19 protein-coding genes are annotated in these 21,074 nt (G+C 69.8%); 6 read left to right on the plus strand and 13 right to left on the minus strand.

Annotation, left to right across the window (positions count from 1 at the left end; translation table 11 throughout):
• Positions 1-13 precede the first annotated feature (13 nt).
• The 11 genes from era to lepA all read right to left on the minus strand — a co-directional run bounded on the left by era (position 14) and on the right by lepA (position 11,258).
• The gene (gene era, locus IR155_RS03515; RefSeq protein ID WP_135113237.1) at positions 14-913 is read right to left on the minus strand and encodes a GTPase Era; all 900 of its coding nucleotides are present in this window, start codon (positions 911-913) and stop codon (positions 14-16) included.
• Positions 906-2,246 carry a hemolysin family protein gene (locus tag IR155_RS03520; RefSeq protein WP_135113239.1) on the minus strand — a complete coding sequence of 447 codons (1,341 nt, stop codon included), beginning with the start codon at positions 2,244-2,246 and terminating at the stop codon, positions 906-908. Before IR155_RS03520 ends, era begins: the two co-directional genes overlap by 8 nt.
• 10 nt (positions 2,247-2,256) lie before the next feature.
• Positions 2,257-2,724: an rRNA maturation RNase YbeY gene (gene ybeY / locus IR155_RS03525; RefSeq protein WP_135113241.1), complete on the minus strand. Its 468-nt coding sequence runs from the start codon at positions 2,722-2,724 to the stop codon at positions 2,257-2,259.
• Positions 2,718-3,749 carry a PhoH family protein gene (locus tag IR155_RS03530; RefSeq protein WP_135113292.1) on the minus strand — a complete coding sequence of 344 codons (1,032 nt, stop codon included), beginning with the start codon at positions 3,747-3,749 and terminating at the stop codon, positions 2,718-2,720. Before IR155_RS03530 ends, ybeY begins: the two co-directional genes overlap by 7 nt.
• Positions 3,750-3,801: 52 nt before the next feature.
• Complete coding sequence (locus IR155_RS03535) at positions 3,802-4,155, minus strand: HIT domain-containing protein (protein ID WP_135113243.1); 354 nt, start codon at positions 4,153-4,155, stop codon at positions 3,802-3,804.
• Between the two features lie 130 nt (positions 4,156-4,285).
• A complete protein-coding gene (locus IR155_RS03540; protein ID WP_135113245.1) occupies positions 4,286-5,011 on the minus strand; it encodes a 16S rRNA (uracil(1498)-N(3))-methyltransferase in 726 nt (241 codons plus the stop codon).
• Positions 5,012-5,015: 4 nt separating this feature from the next.
• A complete protein-coding gene (gene dnaJ / locus IR155_RS03545) occupies positions 5,016-6,128 on the minus strand; it encodes a molecular chaperone DnaJ (RefSeq protein WP_135113247.1) in 1,113 nt (370 codons plus the stop codon).
• Positions 6,129-6,213: 85 nt separating this feature from the next.
• On the minus strand, positions 6,214-7,254 hold the full coding sequence (gene hrcA, locus IR155_RS03550) for a heat-inducible transcriptional repressor HrcA (protein ID WP_135113249.1): 1,041 nt from the start codon (positions 7,252-7,254) through the stop codon (positions 6,214-6,216).
• A 228-nt stretch (positions 7,255-7,482) separates the two neighbouring features.
• On the minus strand, positions 7,483-8,700 hold the full coding sequence (hemW, locus tag IR155_RS03555) for a radical SAM family heme chaperone HemW (RefSeq protein ID WP_135113251.1): 1,218 nt from the start codon (positions 8,698-8,700) through the stop codon (positions 7,483-7,485).
• A 10-nt stretch (positions 8,701-8,710) separates the two neighbouring features.
• On the minus strand, positions 8,711-9,364 hold the full coding sequence (locus IR155_RS03560; RefSeq protein ID WP_135113253.1) for a DUF1990 family protein: 654 nt from the start codon (positions 9,362-9,364) through the stop codon (positions 8,711-8,713).
• A gap of 31 nt (positions 9,365-9,395) precedes the next feature.
• Positions 9,396-11,258: a translation elongation factor 4 gene (lepA, locus tag IR155_RS03565; RefSeq protein ID WP_135113255.1), complete on the minus strand. Its 1,863-nt coding sequence runs from the start codon at positions 11,256-11,258 to the stop codon at positions 9,396-9,398.
• A 265-nt stretch (positions 11,259-11,523) separates the two neighbouring features.
• Here lepA and IR155_RS03570 point away from each other — a divergent pair, with 265 nt between their 5' ends.
• The 6 genes from IR155_RS03570 (at position 11,524) to rpsT (ending at position 18,551) form a co-directional block, all read left to right on the plus strand.
• Positions 11,524-12,495 (plus strand): ABC transporter permease, encoded by a 972-nt coding sequence (locus IR155_RS03570; RefSeq protein ID WP_228066585.1) that lies wholly within the window; start codon positions 11,524-11,526, stop codon positions 12,493-12,495.
• 1 nt (position 12,496) lies between these two features.
• Positions 12,497-13,441, plus strand: coding sequence for an ABC transporter permease (locus IR155_RS03575; protein WP_228066586.1), 945 nt, complete (start codon positions 12,497-12,499; stop codon positions 13,439-13,441).
• Complete coding sequence (locus tag IR155_RS03580; RefSeq protein ID WP_135113259.1) at positions 13,438-15,525, plus strand: ABC transporter ATP-binding protein; 2,088 nt, start codon at positions 13,438-13,440, stop codon at positions 15,523-15,525. The genes IR155_RS03575 and IR155_RS03580 overlap by 4 nt, the downstream gene beginning before the upstream one ends.
• 80 nt (positions 15,526-15,605) lie before the next feature.
• Positions 15,606-17,330, plus strand: coding sequence for an ABC transporter family substrate-binding protein (locus IR155_RS03585; RefSeq protein ID WP_135113261.1), 1,725 nt, complete (start codon positions 15,606-15,608; stop codon positions 17,328-17,330).
• Between the two features lie 87 nt (positions 17,331-17,417).
• A complete protein-coding gene (locus IR155_RS03590; protein ID WP_135113263.1) occupies positions 17,418-18,173 on the plus strand; it encodes an alpha/beta fold hydrolase in 756 nt (251 codons plus the stop codon).
• Positions 18,174-18,290: 117 nt separating this feature from the next.
• On the plus strand, positions 18,291-18,551 hold the full coding sequence (gene rpsT / locus IR155_RS03595; protein WP_135113265.1) for a 30S ribosomal protein S20: 261 nt from the start codon (positions 18,291-18,293) through the stop codon (positions 18,549-18,551).
• 81 nt (positions 18,552-18,632) lie between these two features.
• Here rpsT and holA read toward each other — a convergent pair whose 3' ends face one another.
• The gene (gene holA / locus IR155_RS03600) at positions 18,633-19,676 is read right to left on the minus strand and encodes a DNA polymerase III subunit delta (RefSeq protein ID WP_135113267.1); all 1,044 of its coding nucleotides are present in this window, start codon (positions 19,674-19,676) and stop codon (positions 18,633-18,635) included.
• 47 nt (positions 19,677-19,723) lie between these two features.
• The coding region (locus tag IR155_RS03605; RefSeq protein WP_135113269.1) for a ComEC/Rec2 family competence protein at positions 19,724-21,074 on the minus strand (1,351 nt) is incomplete at its 5' end.

Below are 21,074 nucleotides of genomic sequence, written 5' to 3' on the forward strand. Positions count from 1 at the left end.
CAGGCTCGACCGATCAGAATCCCAGGCGACCCAGCTGCTTGGGGTCGCGCTGCCACTCCTTCGCCACGCGCACGTGGAGCTTCAGGAACACCTTCGTGCCGACGAGCGTCTCGATCTGGGCGCGGGCGCGGGCGCCGACGTCGCGCAGACGCGAGCCCTTGTGGCCGATGATGATCGCCTTCTGGCTGTCGCGCTCGACGACGACGCTCGCGTGCACATCGGTCAGGTCGTCCCGGTCCTCGCGCAGGGAGATCTCATCGAGCGTCACGGCGATCGAGTGCGGAAGCTCGTCGCGCACGCCCTCGAGCGCCGCCTCGCGGATGATCTCGGCGATCCGGTCCTCGAGGGTCTCATCGGTGACGACGCCCTCCTCGTAGAGCGGCGGGCCCTCGGGCATCAGGGCGAGCAGCTCGTCGCTCAGCACCTCCAGCTGGTCGCCGGTGAGAGAGGACAGCGGGATGACCGCGGCCCAGTCCTCGCGCAGCGCGTTGACCTCGAGGAGACGCTCCATGATCTGGTCGGACGAGGCGGCATCCGTCTTCGTCACGATCGCGACCTTCTTGGCGCGCGGGTAGCCGTCGAGCGACTCGGCGATGCGGCGGTCGCCGGGGCCGACCTTCTCGGGCGCCGGAGCGCAGAACGCGATGACGTCCACGTCGCCCAGCACCTGCTCGACGAGGTCGTTCAGGCGCTGGCCGAGAAGGGTCCGCGGCTTGTGGATGCCCGGCGTGTCGACGACGACGAGCTGACCGGCCGGCCGGTTCAGGATGCCCCGGATCGCGCGTCGCGTTGTCTGCGGCTTCTCGCTCGTGATGGCGACCTTCTCGCCCACCAGCGCGTTCATCAGGGTGGACTTGCCGACGTTCGGCCGCCCCACGAACGTCACGAACCCGGATCGCGGTGACTCAGTCATCGTCTCTCTCCCTGTACTCCTCGATCGTCCGCAGCGCCTCTCCGCGCTCGACGAACACCGTCGCGATGCCGCGGCCGCGTCCCCGCGACGTTCCGCCGGTGATCACGATCCCGGCCACCTCTGCCACGTCGCCCGGCTGGGGCACACGTCCGAGGGTCTTGGCCATCAGGCCGCCGATCGAGTCGACGTCCTCGTCCTCCAGCTCGACGCCGAACAGGTCGCCGACCTCGTCCAGCGACAGTCGCGAGCTCACGCGATAGCGGCCGCCTGCAAGCTCGACGATCTCCTTCGAGGGCACGTCGTACTCGTCGGCGATCTCGCCCACGAGCTCCTCGATGAGGTCCTCGAGGGTGACGAGCCCGGCGATCCCGCCGTACTCGTCCACCACGAGGCAGACGTGCACGGCGTCGCGCTTCATCTGCTGCAGCAGCGTCTCCGCGCGCATCTGCTCGGGAACGAACACGGCGGGGCGCGCGATCCCGCGGATGCCGGCGTCGCGCCACAGCCCCGAGTCGCGGAGCCCCGCGGCATCGCGGAAGCCGAACTGCACGACGTCCTTCAGGTACAGCACGCCGATGATGTCGTCGACCTCCCCGTCCACGACGGGCATGCGGGAGATCCCGCGGTCGAGGAACAGGCGCATCGCCTCGTGGATCGTGGCGTCGGCCTCGACGGTCACCATCTCGGTGCGCGGCACCATGACGGCGCGGACGACCTGGTCGGTGAAGTCGAAGACCGAGTGGATGAGTGCCCGGTCGTCCGCCTCGATGAGGGCGTGCGACGCGGCCTCGTCGACGATGCTGAGCAGCTGCTCCTCCGACTCGAAGCTGCGGCGGCCACCGCCGGGAGTCAGGCGGTTTCCGAAGGCGGCGAGAAGGCTCGACAGCGGGCCGAGAACGATGAGGACCGCGCGCACGAGGGAGGCCGTGAACGGCAGCAGGGTCGACGCGTAGCGGCGCCCGAAGGTGGCGGGGATCGACGCCACGGCGACGAACGACACGCCCGTCATCAGCAGCGCCGTGACGAGCAGGGCCCACCAGATGCTGTTCAGGATGAGCGTGAACGCCGCCGTCACCAGCACCGCGGCCGCGGTCTCGGCGAACACGCGCACGAACACGATCACGCCCGCGTGGCGATCCGGATCGGCCGCGATGCGCGCCAGGGCCTTCGCGCTGCGACCCTCAGACGCGAGGTCGACGAGGTCGCCGCGGGACGTCACGGACAGCGCCGCGTCGATCGCCGACATGAGGCCGGCGAACAGCACGAACAGCAGCCCGCCGACGAGCAGCAGCGAGGCGACGGGGGTCAGGAGATCCGCGGGGAGGTCTGTCATCCGTCAGTACTCACGCCGACCGGCGGCGCTCCGCCGCGGCGAACGCGGCGATGAGCTCGCGCTGCAGGCCGAACATCTCGCGCTCCTCCTCGGGCTCCGCGTGGTCGTAGCCGAGAAGGTGAAGCAGGCCGTGTGTGGTGAGCAGGATGAGCTCGTCCATCGTGGAGTGACCGGCCGTCTCCGCCTGCGACTCCGCGACCTGCGGGCACAGCACGATGTCACCCAGCAGCCCGGGAGGGGTCGGCTGGTCCTCGGTCCCGGGGCGGAGCTCATCCATCGGGAAGCTCAGCACATCGGTCGGGCCTGGCTCGTCCATCCACTGCAGGTGCAGCTGCTCCATCGCGCCCTCGTCGACGAGCACGATCGCCACGTCGGCGTCCGGCGACACGTTCAGCGCCGCCAGGTTGTGCTGCGTGAGGCGCAGCAGCACCGACTCGTCGATCTCGACGGCGGACTCGTTGTTGATGTCGATCACGATCGTCCTCGCTTGGGCATGCGGTCACGCGGACCGGTGGGGCGCGCAGTGGCGGCACGGCGCTCGGCGCGGTTGGCGAACTCGCTCGCCTCGTCGCGCTCGTGCCGGGCGGCGAGGCGGCGCTCGTCGTACTCGCTGTACGCGTCGACGATGCGGCCGACCAGCGAGTGGCGCACGACGTCGTCGCTCGTCAGGCGCGAGAAGTGGATGTCGTCGATCCTGTCGAGCACGCGCGTCACGAGCCGCAGGCCGGACGCGCCCTGCGGCAGGTCGACCTGGGTGATGTCGCCCGTGACGACCATCTTCGTGCCGAAGCCGAGACGGGTCAGGAACATCTTCATCTGCTCGGGCGTGGTGTTCTGCGCCTCGTCGAGCACGACGAACGAGTTGTTGAGCGTGCGACCGCGCATGTAGGCGAGCGGGGCGACCTCGATCGTGCCGGTCGCCATCAGCTTCGGGACGAGCTCGGGATCCATCATCTCGTTGAGCGCGTCGTACAGCGGGCGCAGGTACGGGTCGATCTTGTCGGTCAGCGTGCCGGGAAGGAAGCCGAGCCGCTCCCCCGCCTCCACGGCGGGCCGGGTCAGGATGATCCGGTCGACCTCGCGACGCTGCAGCGATTGCACCGCCTTGGCCATGGCGAGGTAGGTCTTGCCGGTTCCGGCGGGACCGATCCCGAACACGATGGTGTTCTCGTCGATCGCGTCGACGTACTCCTTCTGCCCCACGGTCTTGGGCCGGATCGTCTTGCCTCGGCTCGACAGGATCGCCTCGCCCATGACCTCGCTGGGTCGCGGGCCCGACTCGTCGCGCAGCATCCGGGCAGAGCTCTGCACGTCGGCCTCACCGAGCGCGTGGCCGGCCTTTGTCATGTGCAGCAGCTCGTCGACGAGTGTGCGCGCGGCGCGCACCTCGGCGGCCTCTCCGCGCAGGGTGATCTCGTTGCCGCGGACGTGGACGTCCACGCGCGGATGGGCCTTCTCGACCATGCGCAGCAGGCGGTCCTGCGGGCCGAGCAGCTGCACCATCGCCACGCCGTCGGCCGTCACGGTGTCGGTGACGATGTCGTCGCGGTTCGCGTCACTCACCGACGAGGCTCTTCTCTCCAAGGCCGCCCGCGAGCAGATGCGCGTGGACGTGGAAGACGGTCTGCCCGGCGCCGGCGCCGGTGTTGAAGATGAGACGGAAGTCGCCGTCGTCGGCGTGCTCGCGGCCGAGGCGCTTGGCCAGGGCGATCATCTCGGCGAGGAGCGTCGCATCCCCGGCGGCGAGCTCGGTGACGTCGCGGTACTCCTGCGTCTTGGGGATCACGAGCAGGTGCACCGGCGCCTGCGGGGCGATGTCCCTGATGGCGAACACGCGCTCGGTCTCGGCGACGATCTCGCCGGGGATGTCTCCCTGCAGGATGCGGGTGAAGATCGAGGGTTCAGCCATGTCGTCCAGTCTATGCGCGGGGCCCCGCCGCCGGTCGTCGAGCACACACCCCGGTCCGCCGACGCCGCCGCAAGGTCCAGACCGTTTCGACTCCTCGCTTCGCTCGTCGCTCAACGACCGAAGGCGGAGGTCACCAGCGGCCGAGGCGCGCGTTCACGAGCGCGAGAGCGGCGGGCCCCGCGGTCGAGGTGCGCAGCACCGTGTCACCCAGGCGCACACGGGTCGCGCCGGCCTCCTCGAGACGGGCGAGCTCCTCGGGCGCGATGCCGCCCTCCGGGCCCACGACGAGCAGGATGGACCCCGCGTCCGCAAGGTCGACCGCGCTCAGCCGCACTTCCGCCGTCGGCTCGAGCACGAGGATGCGGTCGCCCCGCGCGGCGAGAGCGGCCGTCGTGGCGATCGGCGTGACCTCGGGAAGCCAGGCGCGGTGCGCCTGCTTCGCGGCCTCGCGCACGATGGTCGCCCAGCGGGTGCGGCCCTTCTCGGCCTTCGGCCCCTCCCAGCGCGAGACGGAGCGCGACGCCTGCCACGGCACGATCTCGTCGACACCCAGCTCGGTCGCCGCCTGCACCGCGAGCTCGTCCCGGTCGCCCTTCGCCAGCGCCTGGGCCAGCGCGATGCGCGGGCTCGGCGCGTCCTCGTCACGGCGCGCGACGATCCGGACGACCACCTCGCGCGGGGCGACGCTCTCGCACTCGCCCTCCAGCCAGGCTCCCCGGCCGTCTGTCACCGTGACCGCCTCGCCCACGCGCACGCGGCGCACCGCGGCGGCATGGTGGGCCTCCGCTCCCGCGAGCGTCAGCGTGTCGCCCGGCGCGACGGCGCCGGCCGTCTCGTCGATGAAGTGAAGGGCCATCGGATCAGCCCTGCCGGAAGCGGTCGCGCAGCTTCGAGAACAGCCCCTGGTGGAACTCCGCCAGTCGCGGCGCCGGCGCCTTTGTGCGCTTCGCGAGCTCCTCGACCAGCGCGCGCTCCTTGGCGTCGAGCCGCGTCGGGGTGACCACGTGCACGCCGACCCGCAGATCGCCGCGCTGGCCCGAACGCAGCCCGGTGATGCCGCGGTCCTTGATGGTCAGCACGTCGCCGCCCTGCACGCCGGGGCGCAGTTCGAGGTCGACGGGCCCGTCGAGCGCCTCGATCGTCGTGGTCGAGCCAAGGATCGCATCGGTCATCGAGACCTCGAGCGTCGCGAGCAGGTCGTCGCCGTCGCGGCTGAACACCGGGTGCGGCGTGACCTGCACCTCGATGTAGAGGTCGCCGTTCGGGCCGCCCGCGGGACCGACCTCGCCCGAGCCGGGAAGCTGCAGCCGCAGGCCCGACTCGACGCCGGCGGGGATGTCGACCGACACGGTGCGGCGCGAGCGCACGCGGCCCTGACCGCCGCACGTCGGGCACGGGTGAGGGATCGTCGTGCCGTACCCCTGGCATGCGCCGCAGGGCTGGGAGGTGACGACGTTGCCGAGCAGGCTGCGCACCTGGCGCTGCACGTGACCGGAGCCGCCGCAGATCTCGCAGCGCTCGGGGCCGGTGCCCGGCTGGCAGCACGAGCCGTTGCACGTCTCGCACAGCACGGCCGTGTCGACCTCGAGGTCGCGGTGGGCGCCGAAGACGACGTCGCCGAGCTCGAGCGTGACGCGCACGAGCGCATCCTGGCCCCGCTCGCGGCGGGAGCGCGGGCGACCGCCGCGGCCGCCGCCACCCGCGCCGAAGAAGGTCTCGAAGATGTCGCTGAAGCCGCCGAAGCCGCCCGCCCCGCCGAACATGCTGTCCTCGCCGCCCATGTCGTAGCGGCGGCGCTTCTCGTCGTCGCTCAGCACCTCGTAGGCGTGGGTGACGAGCTTGAACTTCTCGGCCGCGTCCTCGCTGGGATTCACGTCGGGGTGAAGCTGGCGCGCCAGCTTGCGATAGGCCTTCTTGATCTCGTCGGAGCTCGCCTCGCGCGACACTCCGAGCACCTCGTAGTGGTCAGCCACAGTCCGCCTCTCGGGGGTCGCGCACCCGCGCGGCCCCGCACTTTCGATGGATCGCGCTCGGGCGATCCCGGTTGATCGATGCCGCTTACCGGCGGTTCTCGTCCTCGTCGAGCAGCCTGGTGAGGTACCGCGCCACGGCGCGAGCCGCCGCCAGGTTGCTCGGGTAATCCATCCGCGTCGGACCCATCAGCCCCACACGTGCCCGGCCCACGCCGGCGTCGTAGTCGCTGGCGATGACGGAGGCCTCCGTCAGCCCGAACGAGTCGTTCTCGCGTCCGATGCTCGCCGACAGGCCCTTCTCATCCGCCGCCATCTCCGACATCAGCCGCAGCAGGGTGACCTGCTCCTCGATCGCCTGGAGCAGCGGATGGATGCTGCCGCGGAAGTCCTGCTCGCGCTTGGCGAGCGTCGCCGCCCCCGCCATCACGAGGCGATCCTGCCGGAACTCGTCGAGCTCCTCCCCGGCGACGGCGGCGATCGTGAGGAGCGCCTCGTCGAGCCGCGACCGGTCGGCGGGCGCCGATGCGCGCAGCTCCTCGATCCGCTCGGAGCCGGATCGCACGGAGCGTCCGGTGATGAGCGAGGCGAGCTGCGCGCGAAGCAGCGCCACATCCTGCTCGTCGACGCCGCTCGGGGTCGCCGTCAGCCGCTGCGACACGCGGCCGGTGTCGGTCACGATGATGACGAGCATCCGGAACTCGTCCAGCCGCACGAGTTCGACGTGGGTCACGTTCGCCGAGGCGAACGACGGGTACTGGACGAGTGCGACCTGGCCGGTGAGCTGCGTGAGCAGGCGCACGGTTCGCGCAAGCAGGTCATCGAGGTCGGCCGGATCCTGCAGGAAGGTCGAGATCGCCGCGCGCTGCGCCGTGGAGAGCGGCCGCAGCTCGGCAAGGTGGTCGACGAAGACCCGGTAGCCCTTGTCGGTGGGCACCCGGCCGGACGAGGTGTGCGGAGCGGTGATCAGCTCCTCGTCCTCGAGCAGCGCCATGTCGTTGCGGATGGTCGCCGCCGACACCCCGAAGGCGTGGCGTTCGACGATCGACTTGCTGCCGACAGGTTCGTGCGTGTCGACGTAGTCCTGCACGATCGCGCGCAGGACCTGCAGTCCGCGGTCCGTGACCATGGGCACCTCCCGTCGCGCTTGGCACTCACTCGTTCTGAGTGCCAATTCTAGCGAGGTTCGGCGTCGCGTCGCTGAGCAGGCGAGGCGAGTCGAAACGACCCGGCTCCGCGAGGCGCCGACGACTTCTCCGGAGATGTCGACTTCTCCGGATGGATCCGCCCGGTGCCGTCCGGAGTACGCGGCATCTCCGAAGTAGCCGTACGCGGACGTGGCCGCGAGAGGGTGCAATCACTCCGTGAGCGCACGCACGACCGCGTCGGCGAGGAGGCGTCCGCGCAGGGTGAGCACGACGCGGCCGCGGATGGCCGCCGCGCCATCCACGAGACCGTCGGCCACGAGACCGGCGACATTGCGCCGAGCATCAGCACCCAGGGACTCGATGGCGAGCCCCTCGCGGATCCGGCTCTCGAGCAGCACGCGCTCGAGCGCGCGGGCATCGGCATCCGGCGTCTCCCGTCCGGCCGCGGGCGACTCGCCGAGCGCCAGGCGCTGGGCGTACGCGGCGGGATGCTTCACGTTCCACCAGCGCAGGCCGCCCACGTGGCTGTGGGCGCCCGGGCCGAACCCCCACCAGTCGGAGCTGCGCCAATATGCGAGGTTGTGCCGCGAGCGGTGGCGCTCGTTACGTGCCCAGTTGCTGACCTCGTACCACTCGAAGCCTGCGGCGCCGAGCTTGGCGTCCGCGAGCTCGTACATGTCGGCCTGCAGATCGTCGTCCGGCACGGGCACCTCACCGCGTTTGATCTGGCGGGCGAGCTTCGTGCCGTCCTCGATGATCAGCGCGTAGGCCGAGATGTGGTCGGACTCGAGCGCGAGGGCGGCGTCCAGCGAGGCCTCCCAGTCGGCGAGGGTCTCCCCCGGCGCGCCGTAGATGAGGTCGACGCTGACATCCAGCCCCGCGTCCCGCGCGGCGTCCACCGCCGTGCGCACGTTCGACGGCGTGTGCGTGCGATCGAGCGCCGCGAGCACATGCGGCACCGACGACTGCATCCCGATCGACATGCGGTTCACACCGGATGCCGCGAGCTCGCGCACGACGGCGGGTGTCACCGTGTCGGGGTTCGCCTCCACCGTGACCTCGGCACCGTCCGCGAGGCCGAACGCGTCGCGCACGCCGTCGAGCATCCGCCCCAGATCGCCCGCGGGCAGCAGCGTCGGCGTGCCGCCGCCGAAGAACACGGTGCGCGCCGGGCGCAGCTCGCCCGCGTCCGCCAGCACCTCGCGGCCGAGCGCGATCTCGCGCAGCAGCGTGTCGGCGTACTCGTCCTGGCGCGCCCCGCGCAGCTCGCTCGACGTGTACGTGTTGAAGTCGCAGTAGCCGCAGCGCACGCGGCAGAACGGCACGTGCAGATACACGCCGAAGTCGACATCCGGATCGATCAGGATCCCGTCGGGCAGGCGTCCGTCGGCCGGGGCCGGATCGCCGAGGGGCAGCGGGCCGGCCATCAGCGGCCCGTCACGAACCCGGCGTGGCGAACAGCGGGGAGATCGCGCGCAGGTACCCGGCGAACAGCGCCCGGCGGCGACGGCGGACGAAGCCCTTGAACATCCGGTACAGCAGCCCCACGCCGCGGTCGAAGGCCTTCACGGTGAACCACACCTCGTCGTTGTCGCGCCACTCGACCATGAACGACTCCTCGCCGCTGACCATGGATCCGCCGACGGTGCCGAGGGCGAAGCCGACGCGGCGCGCCTCCTCGATCACGAAGATGACCCGCAGCTCGGCGTCGGCGCGCATCCCGTTGACGCGGCCGTGCACGCGAAGCGTCGTTCCGGGGCCCGCATACGGAGTGCCCTCGGCGTCGTAGCGCTGGTCGCTCTCGAGCTTGGAGGGAGCCACCGGGTTGCCCTCGCCGTCGAAGCTCACTCCCGAATAGGCCGGTCCCGGCGCCGGGCGCACGTCCGTCACCTTCAGGCCCGCGCCCTTCAGCGCACCCCACGACAGCAGGGCGTCGCCCGCCGTGCGGAAACGCTCCTCGCCACTGCCGATGCGCCACGAATCCGCGGCCGGGATGCTGTGCTCCGGCGGGTACTGGAGCAGGTCGTTCGCCTGGGTGGCGCCGACGGCCGCATAGTCGACCGTCTCGTCCTGGAAGGTGCCGCGACGCATGTGATCCACCCTACGTGCCGAGCCTGAGCGGCTACTTGGCCTTCGCCTCGACGTCGCCCGACAGCGCCGCGATGAACGCGTTCTGGGGCACCTCGACGCGACCGATGGTCTTCATGCGCTTCTTGCCCTCCTTCTGCTTCTCGAGCAGCTTGCGCTTGCGGCTGATGTCACCGCCGTAGCACTTGGCGAGCACGTCCTTGCGCATCGCGCGGATGTTCTCGCGCGCGATGATCCGCGCGCCGATCGCCGCCTGGATCGGCACCTCGAACTGCTGGCGAGGGATCAGCTTGCGCAGGCGCTCGGTCATCGTCGTGCCGTAGGCGTAGGCCTTCTCGCGGTGGACGATCGCGCTGAACGCGTCGACGCGGTCGCCCTGCAACAGGATGTCGACCTTCACCAGGTCGGCCTCCTGCCGGCCGGCGGGCTCGTAGTCGAGGCTCGCGTAGCCCTGCGTGCGGCTCTTGAGCTGGTCGAAGAAGTCGAACACGATCTCGCCGAGCGGCATCGTGTACTTCAGCTCGACGCGCTCCTCCGAGAGGTAGTCCATGCCGAGCAGCGTGCCGCGACGCGTCTGGCAGAGGTCCATGATCGTGCCGACGTAGTCCTTCGGCGCGAGGATCGACGCCTTCACGATGGGCTCGGTGACGGCGTTGATCTTGCCGTCGGGGTACTCGCTCGGGTTGGTCACGACGATCGTCTCGCCCGTCTCGGTCGTGACCTCGTAGATCACGCTCGGAGCGGTGGTGATCAGGTCGAGGCCGAACTCGCGCTCGAGCCGCTCGGTGATGATCTCGAGGTGAAGCAGGCCGAGGAACCCGCAGCGGAAGCCGAAGCCCAGCGCGACCGAGGTCTCGGGCTCGTACGCGAGCGAGGCATCCGACAGCTTCAGCTTGTCGAGGGCGTCGCGCAGATCCGGGTAGTCGCTCGCATCGATCGGATACAGACCCGAGTACACCATCGGCTTGGGGTCGACGTAGCCGGCCAGCGCGTCGCTCGCGGGCGTACGTGCGTTCGTGACGGTGTCGCCGACCTTCGACTGGCGCACGTCCTTCACGCCCGTGATGAGGTAGCCCACCTCGCCCACGCCGAGGCCCTTCGACGGCACCGGCTCGGGTGCAGACACGCCGATCTCGAGAAGCTCGTGCGTCGCCTTGGTCGACATCATCTGCACGCGCTCGCGCGGCGACAGCGATCCGTCGATCATTCGCACGTAGGTGATGACGCCGCGGTACGCGTCGTACACGGAGTCGAAGATCATCGCGCGGGCCGGCGCATCCGCGTCGCCCTTCGGGGCCGGGATCTCGCGCACGAGGCGGTCGAGCAGCTCCTCGACGCCCTGCCCGGTCTTGCCGGACACACGCAGCACGTCGTCGGGGCTGCCGCCGATCAGGTCGGCGAGCTCCTTGGCGAAGCGATCCGGATCGGCCGCGGGAAGGTCGATCTTGTTCAGCACCGGGATGATCGTCAGGTCGTTCTCGAGCGCGAGGTACAGGTTCGCGAGCGTCTGGGCCTCGATGCCCTGCGCCGCGTCGACGAGCAGGATGGCGCCCTCGCACGCGGCGAGCGAGCGCGAGACCTCGTAGGTGAAGTCGACGTGACCCGGGGTGTCGATCATGTTCAGTGCGACCGTCACGTCCGGTCCCTGAGCCTGCCGAAGGGTCCACGGCATGCGCACCGCCTGCGACTTGATCGTGATGCCGCGCTCGCGCTCGATGTCCATCCGGTCGAGGTACTGCGCGCGCATATCGCGGTCGGAGACCACGCCGGTGATCTGCAGCATGCGGTCGGCCAGGGTGGACTTGCCGTGGTCGATGTGGGCGATGATGCAGAAGTTGCGGATGCGCTCGGGGGGCGTCGCGGCAGGCTCGAGCGGAGTAGAGGCGCGGGGTGACATGTCCGTTCGATTCTACGGTCCCCCTCCCCCTTCCCCTTCCCGCCTCTCCCACGGGGCAGAACGCCCACTTGCGATACACACGCGCCTGCGTGCACCATGCAGGTTGCACGGCGATAGCGCTTGTGTTGCATGTTTTTCACGGCGAGAGCACAGATAGGTAACGCTTTTCGCACCGGTGAGCGCCTTCGATGGTGAGGGCGCAGCCGCGGGGTAGAGTCCCCGTCAACGTCTGTTACGAAAGAAGTCCTACGCCTTGATCCGTTTTATGCTGCGCCGCACTGCGGGCTGGCTGCTGATGATCGTGGCGGTGACCAATCTGACGTACTTCCTCGCCTGGGGTTATCTCGACCCTCGCGCGAACTACGTCGGCCGCCGCCCTCCCCTGACCGAAGAGCAGATCGTCGGTCTGCTGCGCCCGCGCAATCTCGACGACAAGATCCCGCTCATCGAGCGCTGGTGGGGCTGGTTCAGCAGCATCGTCTTCCGGTGGGACTGGGGCGTCAGCCCCGTCGGCCAGTCGGTCAACGAGCAGGTCGCCTACCGCATGTGGGTATCCGCCGAGCTGATGCTCGGCGCGACGATCCTGCTGACGCTCGTCGGCATCGGCCTCGGCGTGTACACCGCCTCGCGTCAGTACAAGACCGCGGATCGCGTCTGGCAGGGCGTCTCGATCGTCACGATGAACATCCCCGTCGTCGTCGGTGCGCTCGCCATCGTGCTGCTGGCGATCGCCCTCAACGACGCGGTCGGCACCCGCATCTTCTACGTGACCGGAGCCGCGTCGCTCGGGGTCAGTGGTTTCTTCCCCGTGCTCCTCGACACGCTGCAGCATCTCGTTCTTCCCACGCTCGCGCTCGTGCTCACGGGGTACGCGCAGTACCACTTCCTGCAGCGCTCGCTGCTTCTGGACAACATCAAGACCGACTACGTGCGCATGGCACGGGCGAAGGGCCTGACGAAGTCGCAGGCCGTCCGCCGGCACGCTCTCCGCACCTCGCTGATCCCCGTCGCGACCCAGGTGGCGTTCTCGATCCCCGCGATCTTCACCGGCGCGATCCTGACCGAGCGGATCTTCGCGTGGGAGGGCATGGGCAAGTACTTCCTCGACACGATCACGAACAACGACATTCACGGTGTCGTCGCCGTCGCGGCCTTTAGCGCCGTGTTCACGGCGGTCGGCGCGGTGCTCTCCGATGTCGCCGTCGTGGTCCTCGATCCTCGAGTGCGGGTGAGCTGACATGAGCGTGACGAACAGTCTGATCGATCCCCTCGAGCACGGCGACAACCCGCCGCCGTCCAACACCGAGCTGCGCGCGCCGGGCCGCAAGCGCATGTCGAAGTGGGAGCTCTACGGCCGCCGCTTCGCGCGCAACCGCGGCGCCCTCGTCGGCCTGGTCATCTTCGCCGTGCTCGTGCTGTTCGCGGTCATCGGGCCGCTGTTCCAGCAGTACGACCACATCGAGCTCGACTTCCTGTCGCTCAGCGACCCGCCCAGCGCCGAGCACTGGTTCGGCACCAACGGCTCGGGCAACGACGTGTACGCGATGGTCGTCGTGGGCCTGCAGCGGTCGCTCATGATCGCCCTGGTCGTCTCGATCGGCACGACCGTCCTGTCGGCCGTGATCGGCGCGGCGGCCGCGTACTTCCGCGGCACGGTCGAGCGCGTCACGCTGCTCATCATCCACTTCCTCATGGTCACGCCGACGTTCCTGATCCTCGCGATGATCTCGAACGACGCCGGCGGCGACTGGCGCGTGATCTCGCTCGTCATGATCCTCACGGGCTGGTTCTTCTCCGCCCGGGTGATCTGGACCCTGTCGCTGTCCATCCGCGAGCGCGAGTACGTGCAGGCGGCGCGCTACATGGGCGTCAAGGGCTTCACGATCGTGCTGCGCCACATGCTGCCGAACATCGGGTCGCTGCTCGTGATCAACTTCACGCTCGGCGTGGTCACGGCCGTGCTGACCGAGACCGGCCTGTCGTTCATCGGCTTCGGCGTGAAGCTGCCGGACGTCTCGCTCGGCTCGCTGATCGGCATCGGCGCGAACAGCGTCTCGAGCGCACCGTGGCTGTTTTATTTCCCGGCCGGCGCCCTGACGCTGCTGACCGTCTCGATGGCGCTCGTCGCCGACGGCCTGCGCGACGCGCTCGACCCGACCTCGGCGGCGGGAGGCCGCGCATGACAATCGCAGACACCACACTCCCGAGCGCCACGTCCAAGCCGGTGCTGACCGTCCGGGACCTCACCGTGAGCTTCCCGTCGGAGGCCGGTCGCGTCGACGCCGTGCGCGGCGTCTCCTTCGACCTGCTCCCCGGGCGCACTCTCGGCATCGTCGGCGAGTCCGGATCCGGCAAGTCGGTGACGTCGCTCGCCGTCATGGGCCTGCTCGACGACAATGCGCGCATCGGCGGATCGATCCAGTTCGACGGCGAGGAGCTGCTCGGCAAGAGCGACGCCCAGCTGTCGAAGCTGCGCGGCAACGGCATCGCCATGATCTTCCAGGACCCGCTGACCTCGCTGACGCCCGTCTTCACGATCGGCGACCAGATCATCGAGGCCCTCACCGTGCACGACGGTCGCATGTCGCGCCAGGCGGCGACGGCGCGCGCCATCGAGCTGCTGCGCCTCGTGGGGATCCCGAACCCCGAGAACCGCCTGAAGGCGTTCCCGCACGAGTTCTCCGGCGGAATGCGTCAGCGCGTCGTCATCGCGATCGCGATGGCGAACCGCCCGAAGCTGATCATCGCGGATGAGCCGACAACGGCCCTCGACGTGACGATCCAGGCGCAGATCCTCGAGCTGATCAAGACCGCGCAGCGCGAGACCGGAGCCGCGGTGATCATGATCACTCACGACATGGGTGTCGTCGCCAACATCGCCGACGACGTGCTCGTGATGTACGCAGGCAAGCCCATCGAGCAGTCCCCCGTCGACGAGCTGTTCGCCGACACCCGCATGCCGTACTCGATCGGTCTGCTGGGCGCGATCCCGCGCGTGGACAAGGCCGAGAAGCAGCCGCTGGTGCCGATCAAAGGCAACCCGCCGCTGCTCGTGAATCTGCCCGACGCCTGCCCGTTCGCCGACCGGTGCCCGATCGCCGTGGACGCGTGTCGCAGGAAGGAGCCCGAGCTGCTCCCCGTCGGCGGCAAGGAGGACCACCGGGCGGCATGCATCCGGGCAGAGGAGATCCGCGCCGGCTTCATCGACGGCCACCCCGTCTACCCCGTGCCGGAGATCCCCACCTCCGAGCTCGTGCGCACGCCCCGCGAGGAGCGTCCGGCCACACTCGAGGTCGAGAACCTCTCGAAGACGTTCCCGCTCACGCGCGGAGCCTTCTTCAAGCGCAGGATCGGCGACGTGCATGCCGTCAAGAACGTCTCCTTCGACGTCCGCGAGGGCGAGTGCATGGCGATCGTCGGCGAGTCGGGCTCCGGCAAGACGACGACGCTGCTGCAGATCATGGACCTCGCCGCCCAGCAGGACGGCGACATCCGCATCAACGGCGTCAGCGTCGCCGATGTGAAGTCGGGCCGCGCCGAGCGCGATCTGCGCCGCGACATCCAGATCGTCTTCCAGGATCCGATGGGCGCACTCGACCCCCGCATGACGGTCTTCGATATCATCGCCGAGCCGCTGCGCACCATCGGCGAGCCGAAGAGCCGCATCGAGTCGCGTGTCGACGAGCTCATGGACCTCGTGGGCCTGAACCCGGCGCACAGCGACCGGTTCCCCACCGCCTTCTCGGGCGGTCAGCGACAGCGCATCGGCATCGCGCGTGCGCTCGCGACGAATCCCAAGGTCGTCGTGCTGGACGAGCCGGTGTCGGCGCTCGACGTCTCCATCCAGGCGGGCGTCATCAATCTTCTCGACGAGCTCAAGGTCAGACTCGGGCTCTCGTATCTGTTCGTCGCGCACGACCTGTCGGTCGTGCGTCACATCGCCGATCGTGTCGCGGTGATGTACCTCGGAAGCTTCGTCGAGCACGGCGACGTGGATGAGGTGTTCGACAACCCGCAGCATCCGTACACGCAGGCGCTGCTGTCGGCGATCCCCGTTCCCGATCCTCAGAAGGAACGGACCCGCGAGCGCATCGTGCTCACGGGCGATCTGCCGAGCCCGACCGAGCAGCCGAAGGGCTGCCCGTTCGTCAGCCGCTGCCCGCTGTACAAGACGCTCGGAGACGCGGAGCGAACCCGGTGCGAGACAGAGGTTCCGCCTCTCACCGGTCGCGAGGGGGTCCACGTGAACGCCTGCCACTACCGCTGACGTCCCACACTGCCCGACTCACAACTCAACAGTCCCCACCATTCCAGTGACGCCCACCGGGCGTCGAAAGGAGCACCAGAATGAAGCTGCAGCACAAGCTGCTGGGCGTCGTCGCCACTGGCGGCGCGCTCGCTCTGACCCTCGCCGGCTGCGCCGGCGGCGGCAACGGCAACGGCAACGACGGAGCCGGCGAAGAGGCGCCGCAGACGATCGAGGGGGCGGACTACAACCCGCAGCCGCGCGAGAACCTCGAGCAGGGCGGCGAGGTGGTCTTCCCGATCTCCGAGATCACCCCGCAGATGAACGTGAACCACTCGGACGGCTCGGTCGACACGGCGACGATCTGGGAGTGGTACAACCCCCAGACGATCCTGATGTCTCCCGAGGGCGAGGCATCGGCCAACCCCAACTACCTCACCGGCTGGGAGGCCGAGGAGGTCGACGGCAAGACGGTCGTGACGTTCACGATCAACCCCGAGGCGAAGTTCAACGACGGCACGCCGTTCACGTGGGAGTCGTACAAGGTCACGTGGGAGGCGAACCGCTCGTCCGAGGAGGGCTACCTCCCCAACTCGACCGATGGCTACTCGCTGATCGAGTCGGTCGAGCAGGGCGACGACGAGTACCAGGCCGTCGTCACGTTCTCGCAGGTCTACCCCTGGTGGCAGGGCCTGTTCTGGCACCCGCTGCACCCCGCTGTGAACAGCCCCGAGCTCTTCAACGAGGGCTACCTCGAGGAGCCGAACGCCGACTGGGGTGCCGGCCCCTACAAGATCGAGGAGTTCGACAAGAACGGCGGGACCATCTCGTTCGTGCCGAACGAGAACTGGTGGGGCGACGAGCCGCTGCTCGACAAGGTCACGTTCCGCGTGCTCGAGCCGGTCGCAGCCGTCAACGCCTTCCAGAACGGCGAGACGAACTACGTCGACAACCTCTCGGCCGACAACCTCGAGCAGCTCAAGGACGTCGAGGGTGCGGTCACCTACCGCGCCCAGCGCACGGCCACGAACCTGCTTCAGATCAACGCCGAGCGCGAGCAGTTCGCCGATCTCGAGGTCCGCGAGGCGATGTTCAAGGCGATCGACCGCGAGCAGATCAAGGAGGTCGTCTGGGACGGCCTCGGTTACACCGAGGAGCCCGTCGGCTCGCTGAACCTGTTCCCGTTCCAGGAGGGCTACGTCGACGCCCTTTCCGAGGCCGGGTACGAGTTCAACGTCGAGGACGCGAACGCGATCCTGGACGAGGCCGGATGGACGCTGAACGGCGACGTCCGCGAGAAGGACGGCGTCCAGCTCGCCGGCCGCCTCCCGATCTTCGGCGACGACCCGATCACGCAGGCGCGCGCCCAGGTCATCCAGTCGCAGCTCGCCGAGATCGGCGTCCAGGTCGAGATCGACGTTCGCCCGGCGAGCGACTTCTCGACCGTCCTGACGACGAAGGACTGGGATCTCGTTCTGCTCGGCTTCTCGTCGAGTGACCCGTACGGCGTGGCGTACATGTGTCAGCTGTACTGCTCGGACAGCGGCCTGAACCTGTCGGCCACCGGCACGCCGGAGATCGACGAGCGCATCAAGAACGAGGTGTCGGCCCTGCCGACCGCCGAGGAGCAGACCGAGGCGGGTCTCGCGCTCGAGGCCGAGATCATCGCCGAGACGTGGGGCATCCTGCCGCTGTACATGGGCCCCTGGATCTCGATGGCCTCGGAGGGCCTGGCGAACCTCACGCCGGAGACCTACACGGGTCTCGACCTGTTCGGCCTGTCGCCGGTCGAGAACGTCGGCTGGGAGAAGGGCGCGGCGGAGTAATTCGCCCGTCTGACTGAACTGATCGATCCGCTTCGGGGTCGGTGGCTGAGGCCACCGGCCCCGAAGTCGTTTCGGTAGCGTGGGTGCATGTCGGTGCAAGTCGTCCTCGTGCACGGCATCCGCACGTCCGCGACGATGTGGCGCACCCAGGTCGCGCACCTCGAGCAACGCGGCGTCGGAGCGCACGCGATCGATCTGCCCGGGCACGGCACCCGCATCGATGAGACCTTCACGCTCGAGGGCGCGATGGCTGCGATCGACGCCGCGGTGCGCTCCGCCGCCGCGATCGGCCCCGTCCTGCTCGTCGGCCACTCGATGGGCGGGCTCGTCGCGACCGAGTACGTCGGCGCGGCGGATCCACCGCCTGTCGCCGGTCTCGTCGCGGCGTCGGCAACCGCCATCCCGCGCGGGCTCGGGCTGCGCGCGTACCGGACTCTGATGCGTGGCTTCAACGCGCTGCCCGGTCGCGGGCTGATCCTGACGCGGGCGATGCTACGGGCCACGCTTCCCGACGACACACGCACCGACTTCGGCGCGGGCGGCTACGCCTTCGCCGCGCAGGACGCGGCGCTGCGCAGCCTCTCCGTGCTCGATCTGGCGGCGGCGCTGCGGCGCATCCGTGTGCCGGTGTGGTTCGTGAACGGCCAGTGGGATCAGCTGCGGCTGCACGAGAAGGTCTTCGCGAGCATGGTGCCTGGCTCCGAGCTCATCGTGGTGCCCCGGACGACGCACCTGGTCACCGCCATGCGGCCCGCGGTATTCAACCTCGTGCTGGATCTGGCGATCGCCACCGTGGAGGCGCGCGCGGACAGGGCGTCCGCGAGCGCGGCGGGCAGCACCTGACCTGCTAGACTTGGTCCTTGGCTTGCGTGTGGGTCCCACCCCACACCCGTCGAGCGACATCCCTCTACTGTCAATCGACATCGTCCGCACAACCTCTGAACGAAAGTCTTTCGACACGTGGCAAACATCAAGTCGCAGATCAAGCGCATCAAGACCAACGAGAAGGCGCGCGAGCGCAACAAGGCCGTCAAGAGCGAGCTGAAGTCCTTCGTCCGCCGCACCCGCGACGCCATCGCCTCCGGCGACAAGGCCGCCGCCGAGGCCGCGTTCGTCAAGGCCGCCAAGAAGCTCGACAAGGCCGCCAGCAAGGGCGTCATCCACAAGAACCAGGCCGCGAACCGCAAGTCGGCTCTCGCGTCCAAGGTCGCCTCGCTCTGAGCTGACTCTTCTCGAAGAACCCGTCCCCGCTGGGGGCGGGTTCTTTGCTTTGCGGCTACCGGGCCGAGGACCGCCCGCTGCTCACTCCCCGAACGGGCGGCGGGTGGCGATGACGGAGATCATCCGCTCGAGCGCGAACACCGGATCGCGCGACGCGCCCTTGACCTCGGCGTCGGCACGCGCCGCAGCCTGGATCGCGAGGCCGAGCGTCGCCTGCGTCCAGCCTGCCTGCAGGTCGCGGCGGGCGCGATCCACCTGCCAGTCCTTCATCCCGAGGCGCGCCGCGAGGGCGCGGGCCGGCTCGCGCGATCCGGCGACCTTCGCCATCGTGCGCAGCTTCATCGCGAACGCCGCCACGATCGGCACGGGATCGGCACCGGAGGCGAGGGCGTGGCGCAGCCCGACGAGCGCCTCGCCGTAGCGGCCGGCGATAGCCGTGTCGGCCACCGCGAACGCGTTGGTCTCGACGCGCCCTCCGTAGTAGCGCGTGACGATGTCCTCGGTGATGTCGCCGTCGACGTCCGAGATCAGCTGCTGGCACGCGGCGGCGAGCTCGGTGAGGTCGTCGGCGAATGCGGACAGCAGCGCCTGCAGCGCGCGGGGTGCGATCCGGCGTCCCGCCGCTTTGAACTCACCGGCGGCGAAGTCGTGCCGGTCGGCATCGCGCTTGACGGCGGGACACGGCACTTCCGCTCCCCCGCCGACGCCGGCGCGGATCGCGTCGAGCAGCTTCTTGCCGCGCACTGTCGCGCCCGTGTGGCGCAGGACGACGGTCGCACCCTCCTGCGGGTGCTCGATGTACGCGAGCGCCTCGGTGAGGAACGCGTCGCTGCACTTCTCCACTCCGGAGACGCGCACGAGACGGGGCTCGCCGAACAGCGAGGGGGCCGAGACGGCGAGCAGCGTGCCCGCCGTGTAGTCGTCGGCACGGATGTCGGCGATCTCGAGCGCCGGATCCTCGGCCTTCAGGTAATCGCGCACACCGGCGATCGCGCGCTCGGCGCACACCTCCTCGGGGCCCGACACGAGGACGATCGGCGCGGGGCGCGGGCTGCGCCACGACAGCTGCGGGATGGATGCCTTGGCCCCGCGCGCCGGAGACTTCGAAGCGGGTGCGGGAGCCATGCAGCCAGCCTACCGGCGGCCACCGACGCGACGCCGTGCGGCTCGGGTCACGGCGGCCGCTCGCGCCAGACGGACACGCCGTCCGGCGTCGGGGAGACGAGGATGAGTCCCTCGCGATCGGTGCGCCCGACCACCGTGCCGAGCGCGGTGAGCGTGTTGAGGATCTCATCGCGCGGGTGCCCGTAGTCGTTGTCGGCGCCGACCGTGATGAGCCCCACGCTCGCGTCGACCTCCTCGTACAGCGCCGCGAGCTGATCCGCGCTGCCGTGGTGCGCGACCTTCACGACCTGATACGGGCCCGCGATCCGCGCGGTGCCGAGCATCGCCGCCTGCGCTGAAGTGCCGAGATCGCCCAGCAGGATGGTGCGCGGCAGGTCGGGCCCTTCGATCTCGATGACGACGCTGGAGTCGTTGCCGGGCTCGAACGCCCGCGACTCGGCACGAGGCCAGAGCACCGTCCAGCGGGATTCACCGAGCACCCCCGTCATCCCGACGGTCGCCTGGACGCGCTGCGCGGCGCCGAGCCCGTCAAGGGCCCACTCGTCCTCGGGGCCGCCGAGGGGGCCGGGCAGCACCGTCGTCACCCGATCGCGCAGCGCCGCGGGCCCGCCGACGTGGTCGATGTCGAAGTGGCTGAGCACGAGCAGATCGACGCGGTCGATGCCGAGTCGCGACAGGCAGGCGGCAAGGGGCTCGGGGTCGGGCCCCATGTCGACGACAGCCACCGCGCCGCCCGACCGCAGGACGAGCCCATCCCCCTGCCCCACCTCGCACGCCGCGATCGCCCAGTCGCGCGGCACGGTGAGAGGCCCCGCGACAACGCCGCTCAGCGCGCTGGTGCCGGTGGAGACGCCCGCGGCCACCGCCAGCAGGGTCGCCGCGGCCGCACGCAGATGCCGGTCGACGACGCCGTCCCGCCCGGCGCGGGCGATCATCACGCCCGCGGCGGCGCCCAGCAGCGCGAGCAGGAGCGCTCCGCCGAGGCCTGGCACCCAGGCGAGCTGCCCGCCCGGCATGGCTGCGAAGGTCTGAGCGGTGGCGGCGATCCACGCCGACGGGATCCACGCGATCGCCGCCAGACCATCGGCGAGCACGGGGATGGGCGCGGCGAGGCACGCCGCCAGGCCGACGATCGTCACGATCGGCGCTGCGGGACCGGCGAGCAGGTTCGCCACGACGCCGTAGAGCGGAACCTCGGGCGCCAGCAGCACCAGCACCGGCCCGCAGGCGAGCTGCGCGGCCAGTGGCACGCTCAGGGCGGCGGCGAGCGGCAGCGGGAGCCACCGCGAGAGGCCGCGCGCGATGGGACGTGCGAGCAGCAGCAGCGACCCGGTGGCGACGACCGACAGGGCGAAACCATAACTCGTCGCGAGCCAGGGGTCGCCGATCAGCAGCACC

Origin of the sequence: Microbacterium paludicola, assembly GCF_015235415.1 — a bacterium.
Lineage (GTDB): Bacteria > Actinomycetota > Actinomycetes > Actinomycetales > Microbacteriaceae > Microbacterium > Microbacterium paludicola.